The organism is Xanthomonas indica, from assembly GCF_040529045.1.
Lineage (GTDB): Bacteria > Pseudomonadota > Gammaproteobacteria > Xanthomonadales > Xanthomonadaceae > Xanthomonas_A > Xanthomonas_A indica.
In genome coordinates this window covers 425,121-449,190 of sequence record NZ_CP131914.1, presented here as the reverse complement: position 1 = coordinate 449,190, position 24,070 = coordinate 425,121, and the positions used below count along the sequence as shown (strand labels likewise).

The window sequence follows — 24,070 nt, the reverse complement described above, 5'->3', positions numbered from 1 at the left end:
GGGCCTCGTTGGTGTTGTTGATCAGTGGTGTGGTAGTAAGGTAGTACACCTAATCAGGGGCTGCAAGAACTTTTTCGTGTTGCGTTGTTTCATTAAGCTTGCATTCACTAATGCGGCGTCGGCTTTCGCGCTTGAGGGTGTTCAAGCAGGCTGCGTGCCAACTACAAGTGTCTGTATTTCAAGAGGAATTGATCTCTCTGGAGTGTCCGCGGGCGGACACCCGGGCGCTCGCGTACGCCGGACACGGACACCGCGGCGCCCGTCGTGGCGGCCGTCGACCCTTTGGCGGCGCGGTCGCGACGCCGTCGAAGCAGGACCTCAGCGACAACGGCGGAATACGCGCCGTGCGGGACGCCCGGTACGATCGGCGTTCACCGGCTGTTTCATCGGCCCCAAGGAAGAAGGATCCGCATGACCGTCTCGACCCGCCCGCGTGGCACCCTGCTGGCTCTCGCCCTGTTCGCCGCGCTCGGCGCACTGAGCTATGCGCCGCCCTCGGCGGCGGCCAGGCCCGCCGCCGCCACGTCGGTGGATATCGCCTATGAGCAATTCACCCTGCCCAACGGACTGCGGGTGGTGGTGCACACCGATCGCAAGGCGCCGATCGTGGCGGTCAACCTCTGGTACCACGTCGGTGCCAAGGACGAGCCGGCCGGGCGCACCGGGTTCGCGCATCTGTTCGAGCACCTGATGTTCCAGGGCAGCGAGAACCACCACGGCGAGTTCTTCGAGCCGTTCAAGCAGGTCGGCGTCACCGACCAGAACGGCACCACCAACAGCGACCGCACCAATTACTTCGAGAACGTGCCGACCACTGCGCTGGACATGGCGCTGTGGATGGAATCGGACCGCATGGGCCACCTGCTCGGCGCCATCGACCAGGCCGCGCTGGACGAACAGCGCGGGGTGGTCCAGAACGAGAAGCGCCAGGGCGAGAACCAGCCATACGGGCAGGCCTGGAGCCGGCTGAGCCGCGCGCTGTACCCGGCCGGCCACCCGTACCACCACACCGTCATCGGCTCGATGAACGACCTCAACGCGGCCTCGCTGGCCGACGTGAAGCAATGGTTCCGCACCTGGTACGGGCCCAACAACGCGGTGCTGGTGCTGGCCGGCGACATCGACGTGGCCACCGCCAAGGAGAAGGTGGCGCGCTACTTCGGCGACATTCCCGCCGGCCCGACCATGGCCCAGCCCAAGGTCGACGTGGCCCAGCGCAGCCAGTCCACCCGCGAGACCATGACCGACAAGGTGCCGCAGACGCGGATCTACCGGGTCTGGAACGTGGCCCAGACCGGCACCGAGGATGTCGACCGCCTGCAGTTGCTGGCGCAGGTGCTGGGCGGCGCCAAGTCCTCGCGGCTGGATCGGCGCCTGGTCCACGAGGACAAGCTGGTCGACCAGATCAGTGCCTCGGTGTGGCCGTCGCAGCTCGGCTCCGGCTTCGGCATCATCGCCATGGTCAAGCAGGGCGTGGACCCGGCCAGGGTCGAGGCGGCGATCGACGAGGAAGTGCGCCGGCTGCTGGACAAGGGCCCGGACAAGGCGGAACTGGCGCGCGCCAAGACCGCGTTCCGCGCCGGCTTCATCCGTGGCGTCGAACGCATCGGCGGCTTCGGCGGCAAGGCCGACGTGCTGGCCGAGTGCGCGGTCTACACCGGCGACCCCGGCTGCTTCCGCACCTCGCTGGCGACCATCGCCTCCACCCGCCCGCGCGATCTCACCGCGGTCGGCCGCAAATGGCTGGGCAAGGGCGACTACACCTTGCTGGTGCAGCCGGGCGAGCGCGTGGCGATGGCCGAAGAGCCGACCGTGCAGCCGGCGCCGCTGAATCCGCCGCCGGTCGATCCCAAATACAGCGCGCTGCCCAGCGTGGTCGATCGCAGCGCCGGCCCGCCCAAGACCACCCAGTTCCCGCAGCTGAAGTTCCCGGCGCTGCAGCGCGCCACGCTGAAGAACGGCAGCACGGTGATCCTGGCCGAGCGCCACGACGTGCCGGTGGTGCAGTTCAGCTACGAATTCAAGGGCGGGTACAGCGCCGACCAGGGGCGCAAGCCGGGCACGGCCAGTTTCGCCATGGGCATGCTCGACGAGGGTGCCGGCGAGCGCGATGCGCTGGCGTTCGCCGATGCGGCCGATGCCCTGGGCGCGTCGCTGTCCGCCGGCGCTTCGCTGGACGGCAGCAATGCCTATCTGTCGGCGCTGAAGGAGAACCTGGCGCCGTCGCTGGCGCTGTATGCGGACATGCTGCGGCGGCCGCGTTTTGCGCCGAACGAGATCGAGCGGATCCGCGCCAGCTGGATCGCCGGCATCCGCCAGGAGAAGGCGCAGCCCAACGGCGTGGCGATGCGGGTACTGCCGCCGCTGCTGTACGGCGCCGGCCATCCGTATGCGATCCCGTTCAGCGGCACCGGCACCGAGGCGGCGATCGCGGCGCTGCAGCGCGAGGACCTGGTCGACTTCCACCGCGACTGGGTACGCCCGGAGAACGCCACCCTGATCGTGGTCGGCGACACCACCCTGGGCGAGATCGTGCCGCTGCTCGACGCGCAGTTCGGCGACTGGAAGGGCGAGGGCCAGGCGCCGTCGGTGCCGGCCACGGCCAGCGTGGCGCGGCCGGCCAAGCCGCGCGTGTACTTGATCGACCAGCCCGGCGCGGTGCAGGCCAACCTGTTCGCCTCGGAACTGGTGCCGCCGACCACCGATGCGGCGTCGGTCCGCTTCGACATGGCCAACGGCGTGATCGGCGGCGATTTCACCTCGCGCCTGAACATGAATCTGCGCGAGAACAAGCATTGGTCCTACGGCGCGCGCAGCGGCGCGGCCAGCGCGCTCGGCCAGCGGCCGTGGACCGCCTCGGCGCCGGTGCAGATCGACAAGACCGCGCCCGCGTTGCAGGAAATGGCCAAGGAGATCAGCGCCTTCGCCAACGGCAAGGCGCCGCCGACGGCGGAGGAGGTGGCGCGCATCCGCAACATCCAGACCCTGAGCTTGCCCGGCGCCTACGAGACCGCCAGTTCGGTGATGGGCGCGATCGGTGGCATCGTCCGCTATGGCCGTCCCGACGACTACGTGTTCAAGCGCAAGGCCGAGATCGAGGCGATGACCCCGGCGCAGGTGCGCGAGGCGGCGTCGATGCTCGACCCGAACAGCCTGACCTGGGTGGTGGTGGGCGACTTGAAGCAGATCGAGGCGCCGGTGCGCGCGCTGAAGTTGGGCGAGGTCACGGTGATCGATGCCGACGGCGTGCCGCAGGGCGGTGCGGCGGCGGCCCCCGCGCCGCGCTGATCGGGCGACGCGCGTCGGCACTCGCCGGCGCGCGCCGTGGCAGGACGGGCGACCGCGCCGGCCGTGTCATGGCGGATTCAGCGTTTTGCGGCACAATCCGGATTCACCTGCCAACGGGCCCCTCCATGCGTCTACCGATCGCCTTCGTCCTGCTCGCCACGCTCGCCGGCTGCACCTGGGTGCCGATGGCGCCGGAAGGCAAAGGGGTGCGGGTCCTGTCGCCCGGGCAGGCCGCCAGCGGTTGCGAGAAGCGCGGCGAGGTGGTGGTGTCGGTGAAGAGCAGCGTCGGCTTCTACCAGCGCAGCCCGCTGCGGGTCCGCGAAGAGCTGGAGACCCTGGCCCGCAACGAGGCGCCCGGCGTGGGCGCCAACACCGTGCAGGCGATGGGCGACCCGGTCGACGGCGACCAGCGCTTCACCGCCTACCAGTGCGGCGGTCGCTGAACCGCTCAGACCATACGCTTTCCAGGGATTTGTTAAAGATGCGGTAAAACGGTGTAACCGCTAGAATTGGCGCCCCCTCGCCTGACCCTGGCGTACACCTCGATGCTCTTCACCAACGTCTCGATCGCGGGACTGGCGCATATCGACGCGCCGCACACGCTGACCTCCAAGCAGATCAACGCGCGCCTGCAGCCTACCTTGGACCGGCTGCGGATCCGTGCCGACGTGCTCGGCGACATCGCCGGCGTCCACGCGCGGCGCATGTGGGACCAGGACCTGCAGGCTTCCGATGTGGCGACGCTGGCGGCGCGCAAGGCGATGAGCGATGCGGGCATCGAGGCTGGACAGGTCGGGCTGCTGGTCAACACCTCGGTCAGCCGCGATTACCTGGAGCCGTCCACCGCCAGCATCGTCGCCGGCAACCTGGGCGTGAGCGAGCAGTGCATGACCTTCGACGTCGCCAATGCCTGCCTGGCCTTCATCAACGGCATGGACATCGCGGCGCGGATGATCGAGCGTGGCGAGATCGACTACGCGATGGTGGTCGATGGCGAGACCGCCAACCTGGTGTACGAGAAGACCCTGGAGCGGATGGCCTCGCAGGACCTGACCGCTGACGCCTTCCGCGACGAGATGGCGACCCTGACCCTGGGTTGCGGTGCCGTGGCGATGGTGATGGCGCGTACCGACCTGGCACCGGATGCGCCGCGCTACCGCGGTGGCGTGACCCGCTCGGCCACGCAGTGGAACTCCCTGTGCCGGGGCAACATGGACCGCATGGTCACCGACACCCGCATGCTGCTGATCGAAGGCCTCAAGCTGGGCCAGAAGACCTTCGCCGCTGCCCGGCAGGCGCTGGGTTGGGCCGTGGACGAACTGGACCAGTTCGTCATCCACCAGGTCAGCCTTCCGCACACCAAGGCCTTCATGAAGAGCTTCGGGATCGACCAGAAGAAGGTCATGACCATCTTCGGCGAATACGGCAACATCGGCCCGGCCAGCGTGCCGATCGTGCTCAGCAAGCTGCGCGAGCTGGGCCGCCTGAAGAAGGGCGACCGGATCGCGCTGATGGGCATCGGCTCGGGCCTGAACTGTTCGATGGCCGAGGTGGTTTGGTAAGCGGAGCACGCACTTCGGCGTGTCATGGCGCTGGACATGCATAATTTCTTCCTGAAATTATGCATGTCGATGCAGAAATGCATCTAAACTCCGCTTTTCTTTGCATGTGGCGGCCGCGATGCCCCTCTCCGCCTTACAGCACCTGGATCCGACCCGGTTCGACACAACGGCGATCCTGAAGCGACTCACGATCGCCAGTCGCAGCCTGGCGGAATTGAAAGGCGTCGCCGCCAGCATCCCGAACCAGAACATCTTGATCAACACGCTGACCCTGCAGGAAGCGCGGGACAGTTCGGCGATCGAAAACATCGTCACCACCCAGGACGACCTGTACCGCGAAGACAATCCGGCCGATGCGACCGGCACGGCGATCAAGGAAGTGCTGCGCTATCGACAAGCACTGCGCGAAGGATTCGAGCAGGTGCGGGTGTCGGGATTGCTGACCCTCAATACGGTCGTCGGCGTCCAGGAGCAGCTCGAATGCAACCGGGCAGGTTTCCGCAAACTCCCGGGAACCACATTGCGTGACGGGTTGGGGAAGGTGGTCTACGAACCGCCGCAAGGCGCCGATGATGTCGTCCGCCTGATGGGCGAACTGGAGCGATTCATCCATGATGCGCCGCCGTTCGCGGCGGATCCGCTGGTGAAGATGGCGCTGATCCATCACCAGTTCGAAAGCATCCATCCGTTCTATGACGGCAATGGCCGCACCGGGCGCATCCTCAACGTGTTGTACCTGGTCAAGGAGCGCCTGCTCGATATCCCCGTGCTGTACCTCAGCCGGCATGTCGTCCGGACCAAGCCGGAGTACTACCGTTTGCTGCAGGCGGTGCGCGAAGACGACGCTTGGGAAGACTGGGTGCTGTACATGCTCGATGCCGTCGCCATCACCGCTGCCGAGACGGTGGCCACCATCGTCGCGATCACGGCGCTGTTGCAGGAGACCAAGCAGCGCGTTCGCGAGCACTACCGGTTCTACAGTCAGAACCTGATCAACAATCTGTTCAACCATCCGTACACGCGGGTGGAGTTCGTGCAGCGCGACCTGGGCGTCTCGCGTCTGACCGCCACCAAGTATCTCGATATCCTGGCGCAGGACGGGGTACTGCAGAAGCGACGGGTCGGCCGCAACAACTACTATGTGAATCTCCCCTTGTTCGAATTGCTCGGGCGCGGTGCCGATACAACGGGCTCCGGCTGACGCGTCCCCGCGCCTTCGCCACCGGCGCAAGGCGTTGCGAGCGATGCAACATTCCACCTCGTCTCCACTCCCGAGAAGCGTCCCGCATGAACTACCCCGGTTACCCCTTCACCCCGCAGCGCTTCCAGGTTCGCCCGGGGCTGCACATGTCCTATCTCGACGAGGGCCCGCGCGATGGCGAGGTGGTGGTGATGCTGCACGGCAATCCGTCGTGGAGCTATCTGTGGCGCACGCTGGTGAGCGGATTGTCGGATCGCTACCGCTGCATCGTGCCCGACCACATCGGCATGGGCCTGTCGGACAAGCCGGACGATGCGCCGGGCGCGCGGCCGGGCTACGACTACACCCTGCAATCGCGCGTGGACGACCTCGACGCGCTGCTGCGGCATCTGCGCATCGACGGGCCGGTGACGCTGGCGGTGCACGACTGGGGCGGCATGATCGGCTTCGGCTGGGCGCTGTCGCACCATGCGCAGGTGCGGCGCCTGGTCATCACCAATACCGCGGCGTTCCCGCTGCCGGCGGCCAAGCCGATGCCGTGGCAGATCGCGATGGGCCGGCATTGGCGCATGGGCGAATGGTTCATCCGCACCTTCAATGCGTTCTCCTCGGGCGCGTCGTGGCTGGGCGTGTCGCGGCGCATGCCCGCCGACGTGCGTCGCGCCTACGTGGCGCCGTACGACAGCTGGGCCAACCGCATTTCCACCATCCGCTTCATGCAGGACATCCCGCTGTCGCCGACGGACAAGGCCTGGTCGCTGCTGGCGCGGGCCGAGCAGGCGTTGCCGTCGTTCGCCGATCGACCGGCCTTCATCGGCTGGGGCCTGCGCGACATCTGCTTCGACCATCATTTCCTGGAGGGCTTCCGCCGCGCGCTACCGCAGGCCGAGGTGATGGCCTTCGAGGACGCCAACCACTACGTGCTGGAAGACAAGCACGAGGTGCTGGTGCCGGCGATCCGCCGCTTCCTGGACGCGCATCCGCTGGCGTGAGCGCGTTACGCGGCGGGTGCCGGGGTGCAGCCGTGCGCCGCAGTGGCGTGCAGCAGATGCGGTGAGCATTGCCGCGACATGCGCCGCGATGACGGCGCCGCTGCGCCGTGGATCGTCTACACGGGCGCACGCAAACTGCTACCGGTTGCCGTGCTGCAACATGTGCGGCTGTGTACAGTCGCCGCCGACGTGCGCGTTGCGCCGAAGCGGACGATGCACGCAATCCGACCGGAGACCGAGAGTGAAAGCGATGGCAATGGCGATGCTGCTGATGGCGATGAGCGTGCCGGGCGTGCATGCGGAAGACCTGACGACGTCCGCGGACGGCAAGACGCTGGCGGTGGGATTCGGCCAGCCCACCTGGAAGCAGGTGCTGCACTACCGCAAGCTGTACGACAAGAAGCCGTTCCCCGATGCGGAGATCTATTACTACAGCAACGGCATGTACAAGATCATTTCGCAGGGCGAGAACCACTACGGCGTGTACGTGCTGCAGGGCAGCTTCGACGAGCAGACCTATACGATCCGCTTCATCTCGTTGCCGTCCGAGGACTGGGGCAACAAGACCGCCTTCCACCAGTTGACCTTCATCCGCGGCGAGGACAAGAACGTCTTCATCCAGAATGCGATCGTCGACACCGGCGAGGCCATCGCCCAGCAGAACGGCACCTACACCCTGGAAAAGAACACGGTGACCAATCCGGTGCCGACCGCCTGGAAGCATCGCTGAGCCGATGCGGCGCGCGGGTGCCGCGTGCGCCACGCTGCTCGCCGGATGCTGCCAGGGGCTCGTCGTCTCGTAGGAGCGGCTTCCGCCGCGACCTGGCTTTCCGGTAACGCCGCTCGCCGCCGATCCCACAAACGGGGGCAAGAGCCGCTCCTACGGCCTCCCCGCCCTCCTGGCGACCGCCGCCGCTCAGGCGTCCGGCAGATTGCGTTCGACCACGCCGTCCCAGTCGGCCAGGGTCAGCAGTGGCAGCCCATGCGCCAGCCGCGACTTGTCGCACTGCGCGCTGCGTTCGCCGAATTCCAGCGAGGCCGGCACCGCCGCGCACACCGACGGCCGCCGCTCGTGGATGCTGCAGCGGCTGTAGCGGCCGATGTCCGCGTCCAGGGCGATGCAGCGCGGCTGCGCCTGCGAGGTGCCGCGCATCACCCGCTCATGGGTGCGCAACGGCTCGGTGAGCTCGAACGGGACCCTGCCGCCCAGCGCGGGATCGGCTTCGCTCCAGTGGAAACTGACGCGGAAGTAGGCGCAGCAGGCGCCGCAGGTGAGGCAGGGATGGGACATGGCGGCCGGGCCTTGCGCGGCGAACAGCGGTGGGGGGCGCGGCATTCTGACCGAACCGGCGCGCGCTGCAAGCACTGCGGCATTCAGCCGTGGCCGTCACGGGCGCGCTGTCGGCTGCGGCCCGGCGCATCGGCGATAATCGGCGCATGACCACGACCTGCAACATCGCGGCCACGCTGCCGCGGCTGGCGCGCGAGCGCCCGGACCAGATCGCCATGCGCTGCCCCGGCCGGCCCGGCCCCGGCGGCATGGCGGCCTACGACGTGACCCTGAGCTATGCGCAGCTGGATGCGCGCAGCGATGCCATCGCCGCCGGCCTGGGCGCGTACGGCATCGGCCGCGGCACCCGCACGGTGGTGATGGTGCGGCCGTCGCCGGAGTTCTTCCTGCTGATGTTCGCGCTGTTCAAGGCCGGCGCGGTGCCGGTGCTGGTCGACCCCGGCATCGACCGGCGCGCGCTCAAGCAATGCCTGGACGAGGCGCAGCCGGAGGCCTTCATCGGCATTCCGCTGGCGCAGCTGGCGCGGCGCCTGCTCGGCTGGGCGCGCTCGGCGAAACGGATCGTCACCGTCGGCCGGCGCTGGGCCTGGGGCGGTACCACGCTGGCGCGGATCGAGCGCGCCGGCCAGGGCGCCGGCAGCCAGCTGGCCGACACGGCCGCGGACGACGTCGCCGCGATCCTGTTCACCAGCGGCTCCACCGGCGTGCCCAAGGGCGTGGTCTACCGGCACCGGCATTTCGTCGGCCAGATCGAGCTGATGCGCAATGCCTTCGACATGCAGCCCGGCGGCATCGACCTGCCGACCTTCCCGCCGTTCGCGCTGTTCGACCCGGCGCTGGGACTGACCTCGGTGATTCCGGACATGGACCCGACGCGTCCGGCCAAGGTCGATCCGCGCAAGCTGCACGATGCGATGCAGCGCTTCGGCGTGACCCAGTTGTTCGGGTCGCCCGCGTTGATGCGGGTGCTGGCCGACTACGGCAAGCCGTTGACCAACGTGCGCTGCGCCACCTCGGCCGGTGCGCCGGTGCCGCCGGACGTGGTGGCGCGGATCCGCAGCCTGCTGCCGGAGGATGGGCGGTTCTGGACGCCCTACGGCGCCACCGAGTGCCTGCCGGTGGCGGTGATCGAGGGCCGCGAGCTGCAGGACACGCGCGCGGCCACCGAGCGCGGCGCCGGCACCTGCATCGGCACCGTGGTGCCGCCCAACGAGGTGCGCATCATCGCCATCGACGACGCCGCCATTCCCGAGTGGAGCGGCGTGCGCGAAGTTCCGGTGGGCACGGTCGGCGAGATCACCGTGGCCGGCCCGACTGCCACCGACACCTATTTCAACCGCGACGCGGCCACGCGCCTGGCCAAGATCCGCGAGCGCCTGGACGACGGCAGCGAACGCATCGTGCACCGCATGGGCGACGTCGGCTATTTCGACGCGCAGGGCCGTCTGTGGTTCTGCGGGCGCAAGACCCAGCGCGTGGAAACCGCGCAGGGGCCGCTGTACACCGAACAGGTGGAGCCGATCTTCAACGCGCTGCCGGGGATCGGCCGCACCGCCCTGGTCGGCATCGGCGAGCCGGGGCGGCAGCGTCCGGTGCTGTGCTACGAGCTCGAAGTGAACGCCATGCTGTCGAGCGGCCCGGAACTGCAGGCGCTGCAGCAGCAACTGCGCGACACTGCCGCCGCGCATGCGCACACGGCCGGCATCGTCGACTTCCTGAGCCACCCCGGCTTCCCGGTGGATATCCGCCACAACGCCAAGATCGGTCGCGAAAAGCTGGCGCTGTGGGCGGCGGAACAGCGCAAATGAGTGCACGCGGCAGCTGGCCTGGCGTGCCTGTGCTGCTGGGCGACATTGGCGTGCAGCAAGGCCGGCCCCAGAATGGCCGCCCTGACAATGGAGTGTGGCGATGAAGATCGTGGTGACCGGTGGTGGTGGATTCCTGGGCCAGGCGCTGTGCCGCGGGCTGGTCGCGCGCGGGCACCAGGTGGTCAGCTTCAACCGCGGCCACTACCCGGAACTGCAGGCGCTGGGCGTGGCCCAGGTGCGTGGCGACCTGGCCGACGCGCAGGCGCTGCAGCATGCGCTGGCCGGCGCCGATGCGGTGTTCCACAACGCCGCCAAGGCCGGCGCCTGGGGCAGCTACGACAGCTACCACCAGCCCAACGTGGTCGGCACCGAGAACGTGCTGGCCGCCTGCCGTGCGCATGGCGTGGGGCGCCTGGTCTACACCTCCACGCCGAGCGTGACCCACCGCGCCACCCATCCGGTCGAAGGCCTGGGCGCGGACCAGGTGCCCTACGGCGAGGATTTCCAGGCGCCGTACGCGGCGACAAAGGCGATCGCCGAGCGCATGGTGCTGGCCGCCAACGACGCGCAACTGGCCGTGGTGGCGCTGCGTCCGCGGCTGATCTGGGGGCCGGGCGACAACCAGATCCTGCCCAAGCTGGTCGCGCGCGCGCAGGCCGGGCGCGTGCGCCTGGTCGGCGGCGGCGACAACAAGGTCGATTCCACCTACATCGACAACGCCGCGCAGGCACATTTCGATGCCTTCGAGCACCTCGCGGTAGGGGCGCCCTGCGCCGGCAAGGCCTACTTCATTTCCAACGGCGAGCCATTGCCGATGCGCGAACTGCTCAACAAGCTGCTCGCCGCGGTCGGTGCACCGACCGTGACCAAGACGCTCTCGTTCAAGGCCGCCTACCGCATCGGCGCCACCTGCGAGACGCTGTGGCCGCTGCTGCGTTTGCGCGGCGAGCCGCCGCTGACGCGCTTTCTGGCCGAGCAGTTGTGTACCCCGCACTGGTACAGCATGGAACCGGCGCGGCGCGACTTCGGCTACGTGCCGCAGGTGACGATCGAGCAGGGCCTGCAGCGGCTGGCGTCCTCATGGCGCCACGACACGTCCGTCACCCGCTGACGACCGCTGTTTGCCGAAGATGATGCCGCGCCGATTCGGCACGACAACTTCTGGATATTGCCATGCTGCATTACGCCATCATCTTCTTCGTGATCGCCATCATCGCCGCCGTGCTCGGCTTCAGCGGCATCGCCGGTGCGGCGACCAACATCGCCTGGATCCTGTTCGTGGTGTTCCTGATCCTGGCGGTGATCTCGATGTTCCGCCGCGGCAAGGTGTAGTCCTTCCGCGACGATCGAACGTCGATTTCTTGCCCGCGGCGCCCTGCGTCGCGGGCAAGTCGTTTCTGGGGGTAGGTGCTGCGGCGTGCCGGCCCGACCGGCGTGGCCGCCGTAGAGCGCATCGGCGCGCCGAGGACGCAGTTGCCGGCATTCCTGAGCAGGTACGTGGGCGGTGCGCAGGCGCAGTAGCGGCGAGCGGCGGCTCGGGTGGGGCATCTGTCTCGCCCTGCGCACGGCCTTGCGACGTGTCTGCCGCTAGAATGCGGGCATGTCTGGATCCCCCTTCGATGCTCTCAAGCCCCTGGCCGGCCGCGCGCTGGAAGCGGCGCTCAATCGCGCGCTGGCGCTGGACCCGGAAACCGGCGATGCCCTGCGCGACCTCGATGGCCAGCGCGTGGCGCTGACCCTGGAGGCGCCCGCGCTGGCCCTGCAGATCCGCGTCGACGGCACGCAGCTGCGGGTCGGACCGGTGGATCCGGCGCAGGAGCCGGAACTGGCGGTGCGCAGCACGCTCGGCGGCCTGCTCGCGCAATTGCCGTTCCTGGCGCAGGCGCGGCGCACCGGCGGCCCCGGCGGGCGGGTGCGGGTCTCCGGCGACGCCGAACTGGCGCGGCGCCTGCAGCACCTGGCCACGCGCTTCGATCCGGACTGGCAGCGGCCGTTCGTGCAGGTGTTCGGCGAGGTGCTCGGCGTGCAGGTGGCCAACACCGCGCGTTCGGCCCTGCAGCAGGCCCGGCGCAGCGCGCAGGACCTGGCGCAGAGCGCGGCCGAGTACGTCACCGAGGAGTCGCGCGACGTGGTCGCGCGCGCCGAGCTGGAGGCCTTCTACGACGACGTCGACGTGCTGCGCGACGACATCGAACGCCTGGCCGCGCGGGTGGCGCGGTTGCAGCCGGAGCGTGGCGCATGAAGGCGATGTTCCGCGCCAGCCGCATCGGCCGGGTGATCCTGCGCTATCGCCTGGACGACCTGCTCGACGGCACCCCGGCCGAACGCTGGTTGCGCCTGGCCAAGCCGTTCGTGCCGCGCGCCAGCCCCGACATCGCCGCGCAGTCGCGCGGGGCGCGCCTGCGCTTGGCGCTGCAGGACCTAGGGCCGATCTTCGTCAAGTTCGGGCAGATCCTGTCCACCCGCCGCGACCTGATGCCGCCGGACGTGGCCGAAGAGTTGACCCTGCTGCAGGACCGGGTGCGCCCGTTCGACGGCGAGGCCGCGCGGCGCATCGTCGAGCAGGCGCTGGGGCGGCCGATCGCGGTGGCCTTCGCCAGCTTCGATACCGAACCGCTGGCCTCGGCCTCGATCGCGCAGGTGCATGCGGCGACGCTGCACGACGGCCGCGAAGTGGTGGTCAAGGTGCTGCGCCCGGACATCGAGCGGCAGATCGACGCCGACATCGCCTTGCTGAAATCGGCCGCCGCGCTGGTCGAACGCACCCATCCGCGTGCCGACAAGATCCGCCCGCGCGAGGTGGTGGCCGAGATCGAGACCACCCTGGCCGCGGAACTGGACCTGCAGCGCGAAGGCGCCAACGCCAGCGTGCTGCGCCGCTTCTGGCTGCACTCGGACGATCTGTACGTGCCGGAGGTGATCTGGACCCACACCGCCGAGCGCGCACTGACCCTGGAGCGGGTACGCGGCATTCCCTCCGACGACATCGCTTCGCTGGACGCCGCCGGCATCGACCGCCGCGCGCTGGCGGCCAAGGGCGTGCGGGTGTTCTACACCCAGGTGTTCCGCGACAACTTCTTCCATGCCGACGCGCACGCCGGCAACATCTGGGTCGACAGCGATCCGGCGCGCCGCGACAACCCGCGTTTCATCGCGCTGGACTTCGGCATCATGGGCCAGCTCTCGCAGGAAGATCAGTACTACCTGGCCGAGAACTTCATGGCCATCTTCAACAAGGACTACCGGCGCATGGCCGAGCTGCACGTGGAGGCCGGCTGGATGCCGGCGAGCGTGCGCATCGATGAACTGGAGGCGGCGGCGCGCTCGGTGTGCGAGCCGTACTTCACCCGGCCGCTGTCGCAGATCTCGCTGGCCGAGGTGCTGATCAAGCTGTTCCGCGTGGCCCAGCGCTACCAGCTGACCCTGCAGCCGCAGCTGATCCTGCTGCAGAAGACCCTGCTCAACATCGAAGGCGTCGGCCGCCAGCTCGACCCGGAGCTGGACATCTGGGCGGTGGCGCGGCCGGTGCTCGAACGCATCCTGATCGAGCGCTACAGCCCGCAGCGGGCGCTGCACGAACTGCGCAAGCGCCTGCCGGAGATCATGACCCACGCGCCGGACATGCCGCGGCTGATCCACGGCTGGCTGCGCCAGCAGGTCGAGGGCCGGCACGAACTGTCGATGCGCTCGCGCGACCTGTTCGAACTCAACCTGCTGGTGCGGCGCATGCAGCGGCGGGTGGTCGCGGCGATCGCCGGCGTCGGCCTGCTCACCGTGGCCACGTTGCTGTACGCGCTCGACGCCGGCGGCCCGCAGTTGGGCGGCGTGTCGCTGTGGGCGTGGATCAGCGGCGGTGCCGGCGTGGCAGCCTTGCTGTCGGCATGGTGGCGGCGTTGACCGCGGCCACGCTCGACCGCACGCAACTGCAGGCGGTGCGGACCGAGCTCGGCGCCGAGGGGCCGCGCCACGACGCCGGCCAGTCCGAGCGCGCGCAGCGCCTGCTCAATATTACCCCGGACACCGGCGAACTGCTGGCGGTGCTGGTGCGCGCCACGGGGGCGCGGCGGGTGCTGGAGATCGGCACCTCCAACGGCTATTCCACCCTGTGGCTGGCCGAGGCCGTGGCGGCGCTTGGCGGCGGTGTGGTCACGCTCGAATACGCCGCGCACAAGATCGCGCTGGCGCAGCGCAGTTTCGCCCGCGCCGGCGTGGAGGGCTGCGTCGAACTGGTCCACGCCGATGCCGGCGCCTGGCTGGCCGACGCAGCGTCGGCCGCGTTCGACCTGGTATTCCTGGACGCCGAGCGCACGCTGTACTGCGATTGGTGGCCGCAACTGCGCCGGGTGCTGCGGCCAGGCGGATTGCTGGTGGTGGACAACGCGCTGTCGCACGCGACGGAGATGGCGCCGTTCGCGGCGCTGCTGCAGGCCGATGCGGCCTTTACCTGCACCACGCTGCCGGTCGGCAACGGCGAACTGCTGGCGGTCAAGGACGCGTAGGCATCGCCGCCGCGGGGCGCGGTTTCCGGTGCGCAGGGGCGACCGCCGCCGCGGCGCAGCGGCACGCTGCGCAGGCGCGCGCGCGATCGCGATCGAGCATCCGCCGCGATGCGGGCGTGTCCGCGTGGTAGCGCGCCGACGCTTCGTGCGCCTGGATGCCAGGCACGCCATGCGCATTGTGGCGCGCCGGTGCGGCACGGATAATCCGCAGGTGAATACCGCCGAACCTCCTTTGCAGATCCTGTACCAGGACGCGCTGCTGGCCGTGGTCGACAAGCCTGCCGGGCTGATGGTCCACGACAGCAAGCTCGCCCGCGGCGAGGACGATTTCCTCGCCGACCGCCTGCGTGCGCAGCTGGGTCGGCCGATCTTCCTGGTGCACCGGCTGGACCGCGCCACCAGCGGTTGCCTGCTGCTCGCCTTCGACCGCGACACCGCCAGTGCGCTGGGCAAGGCGCTGATGGGTGGCGAAGTGGACAAGGATTATCTGGCGATCTGCCGCGGCTGGCCGGCCGAGGAGCACTTCGACGTCGACCACGACCTCGACGGCGGCCCCGGCAAGCCGCTGAAGAAGCCGGCGCAGACCCGCTTCGCGCGCCTGGCCTGCGGCGAACTGCCGGTGCCGTCGGGCGAGTTCGCAACGTCGCGCTATGCGCTGCTGCGCTGCAGCCCGGTGACCGGGCGCTTCCGGCAGATCCGCCGCCATCTCAAGCATCTGTCGCATCACCTGATCGGCGACACCAGCCACGGCGACGGCCGCCACAACCGCATCTTCCGCATGCAGGGTGTGCATCGCATGCTGCTGCACGCCGAGCGTCTGGCGTTTCCGCACCCGGATGGGCATCGCATCGCGGTGACGGCGCCGCTGGATGCGGCGTTCGTGCGGGCGTTCGGGTTGTTCGGCTGGGATCCTGCACCGTGGCAGGTGGAAGCGGGACGTGGTGTGCCGGGATAGCACCGCGCCCATCACGAGGCTGTTGCTGCAACAAAGTGCGCCGCCACTGCAGTGAGCTGTTGGAGGCTGATCTTTCGTACGCAGTGCCGATGCTCCCGCGGCGGAATGGCGGCGCAGCCTGGTTTGGTCTATCTTGCCTCACTGAATTCAGTAGTTTTCAGGGGAATGTATGTGGAATAAGGTTCGTTTATCTCTCGCTGTCTCGATTATTTTCATGCTGCCATTTTCTGCATCGGCAGGAGATGCTTCGGGAAAAGTGGCGACGATCATGGCGCACTCTCAGGATGTCGTATTCTTTTCCCTTGATGGGCCTTACACGAATGCGCCCGCATGCTCCAGCACGTCGTTGGCGTTGTCACTGGCAACCCAATCGGGAAGAGCCCAGTACGCGCTGCTGCTAAGCGCCTCTGCACAAGGCAAGGTGGTGTACGTGCATGGAACAGGCGATTGTGCGGTATGGGGCGATCGCGAAACGGCCGCGTATATCTGGATGAACTGACCTGCTGCGTTATCCGCCGGGTATTGCGGGCCGCGAAGTAGCGATTGTGCTGATCGCACAATCATGGAAATTGGCACGCATGCCTGATTAATGAATCTTAGGGGCGGCTTCAGCCGCGACCGGTTTCATCGGGAATGCCCGGTCGCGGCTGAAGCCGTTCCTACGACTGCAAGACCGGTTTTAGTTATTTCGCCGGCGGCGTGTTGACCGTCTGCTCCAGGTCCTTCTGCAGGTCGGTGAACAGCGGGGTCATCTTCTGCTGGATCGCGCCCATCAGGTTCTGCATCAGCTGCGGGGTCTTGTCGAGCAGGCTCTGACCGGCTGGGCTCTCGTAGAACTCGGCCATCGCCAGCACGTCCTGCTTGGAGAAGGTCTGCTTGTACAGGTTGACGTAGAGCGGGCGCATCTCCTGCCAGGACAGCGCCTTGCGCACGGTGGCCTGGGTGCGCTCCTGGATCTGCTGCAGCTTCTGCTGCTGGGTGGCGTCGAGCGGGTGCTGCGCGGTGAGCTGGGCGAACTGCTGGCGCTGCATTGCCTCGATCTGCGGCAGCATGGTGTCGAGCATGTTCTGCGCGCGCGAGGCCGACAGCAGACGGTTGACGTCGGCATCGGTGGGCGGTTCGGCCAGCGCCGGGGCGGCGGCCAGGGCCAGCAGCACGACCAGCAGCAAGCGCTGCGGCCAACGGAAGAAGCGCGGAGTCGGGGACATGGAGCATCCTGCAGGACGATGACCGGCGGCCAGAATACGGCAATCGCCGCGGCCCTGCCGACGCCCGCCGGGGCGCCGCGGGCCAGCGACCGCCGGCTGCGCCGTTCAGTCTTCCCCGGCCCGGAAATCAGGCAGTCCGGCGGATGCCCTACAATCCGCGCCATGGGTAATGGGGCCATCCACATCTCGAGCAGCCTGACGATTCCGGAGGACGAAATCGTCGAGCGCTTCGTGCGCGCCAGCGGCGCCGGCGGGCAGAACGTCAACAAGGTCGCCACCGCGGTCGAGTTGCGCTTCGACCTGGCCGGCTCGCCGTCGTTGCCGGAGCCGCTGCGCGCGCGGCTGCTGGCGCGGCGCGATCGGCGCATCACCGCCGAGGGCGTGCTGGTGATCGATGCGCAGCGCTTCCGTACCCAGGACCGCAACCGCGACGATGCGCGCCAGCGCCTGGCCGAGTTCATCGCCGCCGGGCTGTCGGTGCCGAAGCGGCGCATCGCCACCAAACCCTCGCATGGCGCCAAGTTGCGACGCCTGGACGCCAAGCGCGAGCGCAGCCAGATCAAACGCGGCCGGTCGCCCGGCCGCTGGGAGTGACTTTTGACCGAACGCGATTACCGCCTGCCCGCAGCACCGCCGAACATGCCGATGGTCAAGCCCAGCCGCTTCATGCGCTGGCTCGGCCGCACCGCCTTGCGGGTGACCGGTTGGCGGGTCGTGGGCGAGTTCCCCAACGTGCCGAAGCTGGTGATGATCGTGGCGCCGCATTCGTCCAACTGGGACGGGTTCCTGGGCTTCGCGGTCAAGTTCGCGGTCGGCTTCGAGGTGCGCGTGCTGGGCAAGACCCAGCTGTTCTGGTGGCCGCTGGGGCCGCTGCTGCGCAAGCTCGGCGGCATCCCGCTGGATCGCACCTCGCCGCGCGGGGTGGTGGAACAGGCGGTGGCGTTGATCCGCGGCGCCGAGCGCATGTGGTACGTGATCACCCCCGAGGGCACGCGCAAGCGCGTGGAGAAGTGGAAGACCGGCTTCTGGAAGATCGCCCACGGCGCGCAGGTCCCGATTTTTCCGGTGTACTTCGACTACCCCAGCCGTACCGTCGGCCTCGGCGAGGTGGTGTGGACCAGCGAGGACATGCAGGCCGATATCGCCGCGATCCGCGAATGGTACCGGCCGTGGCGCGGCAAGCATCGCGATACGTTGTGAGCGACAGCGGCGGCTGACGGCGACGCGCATCCGCCGCCTTGCCCAACGGTACCAACCGATGTCGTAGGAGCGGCTTCAGCCGCGACCGGGACATCGGGAACGCCCTGGTCGCGGCTGAAGCCGCTCCTACGATGCATGGGTCGGATGTCGTTGTGGGAGGGACTTCAGTCCCGACGCAGGAACGTACCAGGTGGCTTTGAGCTTCATTCGTCGCGGCTGAAGCCGCTCCCACAAATGCGGCGCATCGTCGGAGGGCTGCACTGTGGGAGAGACTTCAGTCCCGACGACGGACGGTATCTGCCGACCATTCGCTTTCGCTCGTCGCGACTGAAGTCGCTCCCACATGCAGGCTTCGACCCTGCGCTACAGCGCGCTGCCGCCGAACTTCTGCGTGTACTGCACGTACACGCTGCGGCCCACGGTGTCGAACCAGGACACGTCGTAGTACGGATACGCCGTGTAGGTGCGGTCGTGCGGCGGCATCGTGTCGAACAGGTTGGTCACCGTCAGCGACAGCTGCGCGTGATCGGTGAAGCGGTACTGCAGCGAGGCGTTGTAGCGGTAGGTGGCGCCGATCCACGGGCTGTCGCCGCTCTCCGGGTCGTAGACCTGGTCGTAGGAGTCCGAACTCGGCAGCCGGCCCAGGCGCTCGCCGTGCAGCGTCGCGGTCCAGGCGTTGCGCTCCCACGACACGCTGGCGCTGGCCTTGGTGCGCGGGATGTCGTAGCCGCTGTTGACCGCGAACTCGTCCACCATCGCTTCGCCGGCATACACCTGGATATCGTGGCGGCGCACCCAGGTGTAGTTGCCGCTCAGGCGGAAGGTGCCGATGCCGGTGTCGAGACGGTACTGCGCGCTCAGGTCGACGCCGTTGGTGCGTTCGCGGGCGATGTTGATCGGGTTGACGTAGACCCCGTACAGGCGCCCGTCCGCGCTGCGGGTGACCCGCGCCAGCGCCTGCCGGCAGGTGGTGGAGGTCGCCTGCAGCACGCCAAGGCGGCAGTCGGCCTCGTCGCGCAGTACCTGGTCCACGCGCAGGTCCTGTACCTGGTCGCGCATGTCGATGTCGAAGTAGTCCAGCGACAGGTCCAGGTCGGCGATTGGCGACCACACCAGGCCGGCGGTCCACGAGGTGCTGTTCTCCGGGTCCAGCGCGCGGTTGCCGCTGCGGCCGCGGATCACCGCTTCCTCGTTGTAGCTGCAGTCCTGGATCGCCACGCCCGGCTCCTCGCTGGCGCATCGGTAGTAGTCCACGCCGGTGGTCTCGTCATTGCCGGGACCGGCGTACACGTAGTGCAGGTCGGGCGCGCGGAACGCGGTGCCGTAGGAACCGCGCACCAGCAGCGATTCCACCGGCCGCCACTCCAGCCCGCCGCTGTAGGTGAACTTGCCCAGCGAGCGTCCGGCGAAGCGGTATTGGTCGTAGCGCCCGGCCAGGCTCAGCGACACCGTCGACAGCACCGGCAGGCGCAGCTCGCTGGCCAGCGCCCAGCGATTACGGCTGCCGTGCCCGTCGGAATCCTTCCAGCTGTAATAGTAGTACTGCGTGGCCAGCGGATCCGGGCGCAGGGTGTAGCCCTGGTTGCCGAACTCGGCGGTCGCGGACAGGCCGGCATCGCCGCCGGGTAGCGCGAACAGCGCGGTGTTGGTGGCGGTGAAGGCGAGGGTGTCGGTGCGCGAGCGCGGCTGGTACACCGTGCGCTGGGCGATGCTGTCGTATTCGGCGCGGCGCAATGGCGTATACAGACGCTGCGGGTCGGCATCGAAGATCGGCAGCCCCGAGTCGTCGTCCACGCCCAGCTGCGGGCCGAGGAACAGCGCGTTGGCGCGCGCGGCGACGATCTGCGGCCAGCTGATGGTGGCCTGGTACTGCGAGTGGCTGAGGCTCGCTTCGTAGTCCCAGTCTGCGCCCAGGTGGCCCTTGAACCCGGTGGTGACGCTGAAGGTCTTCTGCCGGGTGCGGATGGTGCCGGCATCGAGGCCGCCCATTTCCTCCGGGCTGAACTGGCGGCCCCAGGCTTCCACCTGGCCGGTGGCCTGGTTGTAGAAATAGCCTTCCTCGTTGCCGTCCGGGGCCATGTAGCCCCACTGGGTCACGTCGCGGAACAGCGACAGCTCGTGGTAGCCCAGCTGCACGTCGGCGAACCACTCGCTGCCGTTGTCGAAGGCGTAGCGCAGCGAGGCGTAGCCATTGAGGCCGCGTCGCCGGTTGGTGATGGTGCCGTAGCCGATCGAGGCGCTGCTGCCGCAGAACGCGCCGTAGCCCGGGCGGGTGGCGTAGCCGGTGCTGCCGCCGTTGAGCGCGGACACCGCCGCGCAGGTGTCCGCGCCCGGATCGAGATAGTTGTCGTCGTAATCGGTGCGCAGGAAGGTGCGCCGCGGCACCTGCGAGCGCGCGGTGGGGCCGTCCAGGGTGCTGTCCTGGCGGCTGCGCTGGTAGGCCCACAGCGGTGTCTGCGACACCAGCTCGGCACCGAACACCGCATCGAAGTTGCCGCGCGACCAGCCGCTGCTGAGGCTGAGGTTGAAGCTCTCGCCGCCGCCGCGGGTGGTGTCGCCGAAACGGTAGTCCAACGTGGTGCCGTCGGTGTGTTGCTTGAGGATGAAGTTGACCACGCCGGAGATCGCGTCCGAGCCGTAGATCGCCGAGGCGCTGCCGGTCAGGATCTCGATGCGGTCGATCATGCCCAGCGGGATGTTGGAGATGTCGGTGAAGTTGCTGCGGCCCTTGAACGGCATCGGGAAGTCGGCGATGCGGCGGCCGTTGACCAGCACCAGGGTGTGGTTGGGGCCGAGTCCGCGCAGGTCCACCTGCTGCGCGCCGGGCGAGAAGTCCGCGCCGCTGGCCGACTGCGGGCTCTGCGTCTCGCCGCCGTTCTGGGTCATCGCGCGCAGCACGTCCGGCACCGAGGTAAAGCCGTTGGCCTTGATCTGCTCGGCGCCGATCACGCTGATCGGTGCCGGGCCTTCCACCTGCGTGCGCGGGATGCGCGAACCGGTGACGCGCAGGGTGTCCAGTTGCGCCACCGGGGCGTCGGGTACCGCCGCCGGCGTCGGCGTGGCGACACGGGCCGCTGGCGTGCGCGCCGGAGCCTGCGCCTGACGCCGCACCAGCCACGCGCCGGAGGCGTCGCGCTCGGCGACGAAGCCGCTGCCGCGCAGTACCTGCTGCAGCGCCTGCGCGGTATCCAGGCTGCCGTGCGCACCGCCACTGCGTGCCTCGCCCAGTTGGTCGGCCCGATAGAGCAATTGCACGCCGGATTGCCGCGCCAAGGCATCCAGCGCCGCACGCAGCGGGCCGGCGGGGATGTCCACCGTGCCGGTGGCGGCCACGGCAGCGGGTTGCGCCTGCGCCGCGCAGGCGCTCGCACAGGCCATGCTCAGCAGCAGGGCACGCATCGGATACCGCATCGAGTTTTCTCCCCCAAACGGGCGCGGAGCGCGCCTTCGTAGCTCCAGGACGAACGAGACCGGCAAATCCCCCCGCCATCGCGCACGCCGGCGCGGGCGGCTTACCGGCTGTGCAACAGCACCGTGTCGCCGCGACGCTCGGCGCGGATCGGGAAGCCCTGTTCGAGCAGGCGCACGAAGGCGTCGACGTTGGACCAGCGCACGTTGCCGCCGACCCGCAGTGCGGCGGCGCCGGCATCGGCGACCTGCAGCTTGACCGTGTTGTAGCGGTTGAACTCGGCCACCGCCGCCTGCAGCGGGGTGTCGTCGAAACTCAGGTAGCCGCTGCGCCAGTCCAGCGCGCGCTCGGCCTCGGCCAGCGCCACCCGACGCACCAGCACCCCGTGCGGGCCGGCCTGGGCGATGCTGCCGGCAGGCAGCAGCAACGGCGGTGCGTGCGGTGCATTGGCCGACTCCAGCCGCACCATGCCTTCGGTCACCACCACGCGCAGCGCGTCGGCGTCGCGGCGCACCGCGAAGCGCGTGCCCACCGCCACCACCTGGCGCGCGCCGCTGGCGACCACGAACGGCCGGCCTGGATCCTTGCTCACCGCGAAGAACGCTTCGCCGCGCTGCAGATCGATATGCCGCTGCGCGCGCGACAGCGCCACGGCGATGCGGCTGTCGCTGCTCAGCGTGGCCTGCGAGCCGTCGGCCAGGGCCACCGGCCGCAACTGCCCGGTGACGCTGGCGTAGGCGGTCGGCACCGGTTCGACGGCATGGCGCCAGACCAGGGACAGCACCGCGGCACCGAGCAGCGTCGCCGCCAGCGCGGCCGGCCAGCGCCGCCGCGGGCGCGCGGGCGAACGCGGGGCGAAGCGCAGGTCGCGCAGATCGGGAGTGGCCGCCGCCGCCGCGGCCGGCGCCGCCGTGCTACGGCCGCCCAGGCCCTGCCAGCGGCCGCGGTCGGGCACCTGCCCATCGCGCTGGCCTGCGCCCAGCGCCTGCAGGCGCCCGCTTTCCTGCCAGGCCGCCTGCAGGCGCAGGAACGCCACCCGGTGCGCGGTGGCCGCGGCCAGCCACGCGTCCAGGCGCGCCTGCCGTGCGTCGGTCCAGTCGCCGCGGTCGCGCCGCGCCAGCCAGGCCGCCGCACGCGCCTCAATCCACCTGCTGTCCATCGCGTGCGCGCGCCTGCAACGGCGCCGCCGGCGCCGCCGCGCCCTCGTCGCCATGGAAATGATCGGCCAGCAGGCGCATGCCCCGGGCCACCTGCTTCTCCACGCTCTTCTCGCTGATCCCCAGGCGCACGGCCACCTCCTTCTGCGGCAGTTCCTCGACCCGCCGCAACCAGACCACGCTGCGGCAGCGGTCCGGCAAGCGGTCGAAGGCCGCGGCCAGCCGGCCCAGCACCTGGCGTCCGCCGCACCAGCGTTCCGGCGACAGCTCATCTACCAGGACGTGCATCGACTCCAGATCCCCCACCGCCTCGATCGACACCACCCGGTTGCGGCGCAGGCGGTCGGTCATCAGGTGCCGCGCGGTGGCGAACAGGAACGACTTGGGCAGGCTCGGCCGGGACTTGCCCGCAGCCTCGTAGACGCGCACATAGATCTCCTGGCGCAGGTCGTGCCATTCCTCGCGATGCGGCCAGCAGCGCCGCAGGTAGCCGCTGAGCGCCTGCTCGTGGACCAGGATTTCTTGGACGAACCAATCGTCGAGGGAAGCGGACATGGATCCCACATTAGCCGATCGCCGGCAGCTGCGGGCAAGTGCCGCGCAGGCGAACGTGGGAGGGTGGCGCGGCGGGGGGAAACCGTGCCGCCGTTCGTCCCCTCTCAGCAGCGAGCCGCACGCTCGCCTGCCCGTCCCGTTCCCGAGGAGATCCGCATGACCCGTTCCGTCGGCCTGTTCCGGCCCTGGCTCTCGCTGCTGCTGGGCCTGTGCCTGGCCACGCCCGCCGTCGCGCGCGAGTACCGCCAGTACCTGGTCGGCGACCCGGCCGCGCCCACGCCCGGCCCGGTGTCGCCCGGCCTGCTGCTGATGGGCGGCGGCGACCGCAACTATGACGCGCTGCGCTGGTTCCTGGCCAAGGCCGGGCACGGCCACGTGGTGGTGCTGCGCGCCTCGCAGGCGGGCGAGGTGGGCGAGGAGTTCTACCGCAAGGTCGGCGGCGTGGCCTCGGTGGAGACCTTCGTGTTCAGCGGCCGCGGCGCCTCCAGCGATCCGGCGCTGCTGCGCGCGCTGGCGCGCGCCGATGGCATCTTCATCGCCGGCGGCGACCAGTCGCGCTACGTGCGCTACTGGAAGAACACGCCGGTGGCCGATGCGCTGGACGCGCACGTGCGCGCCGGCAAGCCGCTGGGCGGCACCAGCGCCGGCCTGGCGATGCTGGGCGAGTACCTGTACGGCGCGATGGACGGCGGCAGCCTCGCCAGCCCGGCGGCGCTGGCCGATCCGCTGGGGCCGGCGGTCACCCTCGAGACCGACTTCCTGCACCTGGACCTGCTCAAGCGGGTCATCACCGACACCCACTTCCGCGAGCGCGACCGCCTCGGCCGCCTGTTCGCGTTCCGCGCCAAGGCCGCCACGTTGGCGCCGAAGGGGGAACCGCTGATCGGCCTGGGCGTGGACGAGAGCGCCGCGCTGGCGGTGGAGGGCGACGGCACCGCGCGCGTC

At 69.3% G+C, this 24,070-nt stretch carries 21 protein-coding genes and 1 pseudogene; 17 read left to right on the top strand and 5 right to left on the bottom strand.

Annotation, left to right across the window (positions count from 1 at the left end; translation table 11 throughout):
• Nucleotides 1–411: 411 nt before the first annotated feature.
• From Q7W82_RS01955 to Q7W82_RS01930, 6 genes are all read left to right on the top strand, one after another.
• On the top strand, nt 412–3,288 hold the full coding sequence (locus Q7W82_RS01955) for a pitrilysin family protein (RefSeq protein ID WP_242159118.1): 2,877 nt from the start codon (nt 412–414) through the stop codon (nt 3,286–3,288).
• Between the two features lie 125 nt (nt 3,289–3,413).
• Nucleotides 3,414–3,731: a DUF4156 domain-containing protein gene (locus Q7W82_RS01950; protein ID WP_242159119.1), complete on the top strand. Its 318-nt coding sequence runs from the start codon at nt 3,414–3,416 to the stop codon at nt 3,729–3,731.
• Between the two features lie 102 nt (nt 3,732–3,833).
• Nucleotides 3,834–4,850 (top strand): 3-oxoacyl-ACP synthase III, encoded by a 1,017-nt coding sequence (locus Q7W82_RS01945; protein ID WP_242159273.1) that lies wholly within the window; start codon nt 3,834–3,836, stop codon nt 4,848–4,850.
• Nucleotides 4,851–4,968: 118 nt separating this feature from the next.
• Complete coding sequence (locus Q7W82_RS01940; RefSeq protein WP_242159120.1) at nt 4,969–6,051, top strand: Fic family protein; 1,083 nt, start codon at nt 4,969–4,971, stop codon at nt 6,049–6,051.
• An 86-nt stretch (nt 6,052–6,137) separates the two neighbouring features.
• Nucleotides 6,138–7,043, top strand: coding sequence for an alpha/beta fold hydrolase (locus tag Q7W82_RS01935; RefSeq protein WP_242159121.1), 906 nt, complete (start codon nt 6,138–6,140; stop codon nt 7,041–7,043).
• Between the two features lie 250 nt (nt 7,044–7,293).
• Nucleotides 7,294–7,773, top strand: coding sequence for a hypothetical protein (locus Q7W82_RS01930; protein WP_160947946.1), 480 nt, complete (start codon nt 7,294–7,296; stop codon nt 7,771–7,773).
• Nucleotides 7,774–7,959: 186 nt separating this feature from the next.
• On the opposite strand, the gene Q7W82_RS01925 is transcribed toward Q7W82_RS01930, so the two are convergent.
• On the bottom strand, nt 7,960–8,334 hold the full coding sequence (locus tag Q7W82_RS01925) for a YkgJ family cysteine cluster protein (RefSeq protein WP_017911452.1): 375 nt from the start codon (nt 8,332–8,334) through the stop codon (nt 7,960–7,962).
• A 146-nt stretch (nt 8,335–8,480) separates the two neighbouring features.
• On the opposite strand from Q7W82_RS01925, the gene oleC reads away from it, so the two are divergent.
• The 8 genes from oleC to Q7W82_RS01885 all read left to right on the top strand — a co-directional run bounded on the left by oleC (nt 8,481) and on the right by Q7W82_RS01885 (nt 16,095).
• The gene (oleC, locus tag Q7W82_RS01920; protein WP_242159122.1) at nt 8,481–10,142 is read left to right on the top strand and encodes an olefin beta-lactone synthetase; all 1,662 of its coding nucleotides are present in this window, start codon (nt 8,481–8,483) and stop codon (nt 10,140–10,142) included.
• Between the two features lie 100 nt (nt 10,143–10,242).
• Nucleotides 10,243–11,253, top strand: coding sequence for a 2-alkyl-3-oxoalkanoate reductase (oleD, locus tag Q7W82_RS01915; RefSeq protein ID WP_242159123.1), 1,011 nt, complete (start codon nt 10,243–10,245; stop codon nt 11,251–11,253).
• Nucleotides 11,254–11,315: 62 nt separating this feature from the next.
• The gene (locus Q7W82_RS01910; protein WP_003468167.1) at nt 11,316–11,474 is read left to right on the top strand and encodes a DUF1328 domain-containing protein; all 159 of its coding nucleotides are present in this window, start codon (nt 11,316–11,318) and stop codon (nt 11,472–11,474) included.
• 268 nt (nt 11,475–11,742) lie between these two features.
• A complete protein-coding gene (locus tag Q7W82_RS01905; RefSeq protein ID WP_160947889.1) occupies nt 11,743–12,384 on the top strand; it encodes an SCP2 sterol-binding domain-containing protein in 642 nt (213 codons plus the stop codon).
• Nucleotides 12,381–14,039 (top strand): ubiquinone biosynthesis regulatory protein kinase UbiB, encoded by a 1,659-nt coding sequence (ubiB, locus tag Q7W82_RS01900; RefSeq protein WP_242159124.1) that lies wholly within the window; start codon nt 12,381–12,383, stop codon nt 14,037–14,039. The genes Q7W82_RS01905 and ubiB overlap by 4 nt, the downstream gene beginning before the upstream one ends.
• Nucleotides 14,024–14,641, top strand: coding sequence for a class I SAM-dependent methyltransferase (locus Q7W82_RS01895; protein ID WP_242159125.1), 618 nt, complete (start codon nt 14,024–14,026; stop codon nt 14,639–14,641). The genes ubiB and Q7W82_RS01895 overlap by 16 nt, the downstream gene beginning before the upstream one ends.
• A gap of 169 nt (nt 14,642–14,810) precedes the next feature.
• On the top strand, nt 14,811–15,596 hold the full coding sequence (locus tag Q7W82_RS01890; RefSeq protein WP_242159126.1) for a pseudouridine synthase: 786 nt from the start codon (nt 14,811–14,813) through the stop codon (nt 15,594–15,596).
• Between the two features lie 169 nt (nt 15,597–15,765).
• Nucleotides 15,766–16,095: a hypothetical protein gene (locus Q7W82_RS01885; RefSeq protein WP_242159127.1), complete on the top strand. Its 330-nt coding sequence runs from the start codon at nt 15,766–15,768 to the stop codon at nt 16,093–16,095.
• Nucleotides 16,096–16,279: 184 nt separating this feature from the next.
• Here the strand turns inward: Q7W82_RS01885 and Q7W82_RS01880 are convergent, their stop codons facing one another.
• Nucleotides 16,280–16,804 carry a DUF2059 domain-containing protein gene (locus tag Q7W82_RS01880; RefSeq protein WP_242159128.1) on the bottom strand — a complete coding sequence of 175 codons (525 nt, stop codon included), beginning with the start codon at nt 16,802–16,804 and terminating at the stop codon, nt 16,280–16,282.
• Nucleotides 16,805–16,966: 162 nt separating this feature from the next.
• On the opposite strand from Q7W82_RS01880, the gene arfB reads away from it, so the two are divergent.
• Nucleotides 16,967–17,398, top strand: coding sequence for an alternative ribosome rescue aminoacyl-tRNA hydrolase ArfB (arfB, locus tag Q7W82_RS01875; RefSeq protein ID WP_010340085.1), 432 nt, complete (start codon nt 16,967–16,969; stop codon nt 17,396–17,398).
• A gap of 51 nt (nt 17,399–17,449) precedes the next feature.
• Nucleotides 17,450–18,004, top strand: coding sequence for a lysophospholipid acyltransferase family protein (locus Q7W82_RS01870; RefSeq protein ID WP_242159274.1), 555 nt, complete (start codon nt 17,450–17,452; stop codon nt 18,002–18,004).
• Between the two features lie 363 nt (nt 18,005–18,367).
• On the opposite strand, the gene Q7W82_RS01865 is transcribed toward Q7W82_RS01870, so the two are convergent.
• The 3 genes from Q7W82_RS01865 to Q7W82_RS01855 form a co-directional block, all read right to left on the bottom strand.
• Entirely contained in the window at nt 18,368–21,403 is a 3,036-nt protein-coding gene (locus tag Q7W82_RS01865) for a TonB-dependent receptor (RefSeq protein ID WP_242159129.1), read from the bottom strand.
• Nucleotides 21,404–21,516: 113 nt separating this feature from the next.
• Entirely contained in the window at nt 21,517–22,572 is a 1,056-nt protein-coding gene (locus Q7W82_RS01860; RefSeq protein ID WP_242159130.1) for a FecR domain-containing protein, read from the bottom strand.
• On the bottom strand, nt 22,553–23,125 hold the full coding sequence (locus Q7W82_RS01855) for a sigma-70 family RNA polymerase sigma factor (RefSeq protein ID WP_242081516.1): 573 nt from the start codon (nt 23,123–23,125) through the stop codon (nt 22,553–22,555). The genes Q7W82_RS01860 and Q7W82_RS01855 overlap by 20 nt, the downstream gene beginning before the upstream one ends.
• Here Q7W82_RS01855 and Q7W82_RS01850 point away from each other — a divergent pair.
• Nucleotides 23,036–23,998: pseudogene (locus Q7W82_RS01850) on the top strand (cyanophycinase); the annotation flags it as partial. The gene Q7W82_RS01855 and the pseudogene Q7W82_RS01850 overlap by 90 nt on opposite strands.
• Between the last annotated feature and the right edge of the window lie 72 nt (nt 23,999–24,070).

Bases quoted from the DNA above. Each gene is read 5' to 3' on its own strand.
- Q7W82_RS01955 (WP_242159118.1), top strand. From the start codon at position 412: ATGACCGTCTCGACCCGCCCGCGTGGCACCCTGCTGGCTCTCGCCCTG.
- Q7W82_RS01950 (WP_242159119.1), top strand. From the start codon at position 3,414: ATGCGTCTACCGATCGCCTTCGTCCTGCTCGCCACGCTCGCCGGCTGC.
- Q7W82_RS01945 (WP_242159273.1), top strand. From the start codon at position 3,834: ATGCTCTTCACCAACGTCTCGATCGCGGGACTGGCGCATATCGACGCG.
- Q7W82_RS01940 (WP_242159120.1), top strand. From the start codon at position 4,969: ATGCCCCTCTCCGCCTTACAGCACCTGGATCCGACCCGGTTCGACACA.
- Q7W82_RS01935 (WP_242159121.1), top strand. From the start codon at position 6,138: ATGAACTACCCCGGTTACCCCTTCACCCCGCAGCGCTTCCAGGTTCGC.
- Q7W82_RS01930 (WP_160947946.1), top strand. From the start codon at position 7,294: ATGGCAATGGCGATGCTGCTGATGGCGATGAGCGTGCCGGGCGTGCAT.
- Q7W82_RS01925 (WP_017911452.1), bottom strand. From the start codon at position 8,334: ATGTCCCATCCCTGCCTCACCTGCGGCGCCTGCTGCGCCTACTTCCGC.
- oleC (WP_242159122.1), top strand. From the start codon at position 8,481: ATGACCACGACCTGCAACATCGCGGCCACGCTGCCGCGGCTGGCGCGC.
- oleD (WP_242159123.1), top strand. From the start codon at position 10,243: ATGAAGATCGTGGTGACCGGTGGTGGTGGATTCCTGGGCCAGGCGCTG.
- Q7W82_RS01910 (WP_003468167.1), top strand. From the start codon at position 11,316: ATGCTGCATTACGCCATCATCTTCTTCGTGATCGCCATCATCGCCGCC.
- Q7W82_RS01905 (WP_160947889.1), top strand. From the start codon at position 11,743: ATGTCTGGATCCCCCTTCGATGCTCTCAAGCCCCTGGCCGGCCGCGCG.
- ubiB (WP_242159124.1), top strand. From the start codon at position 12,381: ATGAAGGCGATGTTCCGCGCCAGCCGCATCGGCCGGGTGATCCTGCGC.
- Q7W82_RS01895 (WP_242159125.1), top strand. From the start codon at position 14,024: ATGGTGGCGGCGTTGACCGCGGCCACGCTCGACCGCACGCAACTGCAG.
- Q7W82_RS01890 (WP_242159126.1), top strand. From the start codon at position 14,811: ATGCGCATTGTGGCGCGCCGGTGCGGCACGGATAATCCGCAGGTGAAT.
- Q7W82_RS01885 (WP_242159127.1), top strand. From the start codon at position 15,766: ATGTGGAATAAGGTTCGTTTATCTCTCGCTGTCTCGATTATTTTCATG.
- Q7W82_RS01880 (WP_242159128.1), bottom strand. From the start codon at position 16,804: ATGTCCCCGACTCCGCGCTTCTTCCGTTGGCCGCAGCGCTTGCTGCTG.
- arfB (WP_010340085.1), top strand. From the start codon at position 16,967: ATGGGTAATGGGGCCATCCACATCTCGAGCAGCCTGACGATTCCGGAG.
- Q7W82_RS01870 (WP_242159274.1), top strand. From the start codon at position 17,450: ATGGTCAAGCCCAGCCGCTTCATGCGCTGGCTCGGCCGCACCGCCTTG.
- Q7W82_RS01865 (WP_242159129.1), bottom strand. From the start codon at position 21,403: ATGCGTGCCCTGCTGCTGAGCATGGCCTGTGCGAGCGCCTGCGCGGCG.
- Q7W82_RS01860 (WP_242159130.1), bottom strand. From the start codon at position 22,572: ATGGACAGCAGGTGGATTGAGGCGCGTGCGGCGGCCTGGCTGGCGCGG.
- Q7W82_RS01855 (WP_242081516.1), bottom strand. From the start codon at position 23,125: ATGTCCGCTTCCCTCGACGATTGGTTCGTCCAAGAAATCCTGGTCCAC.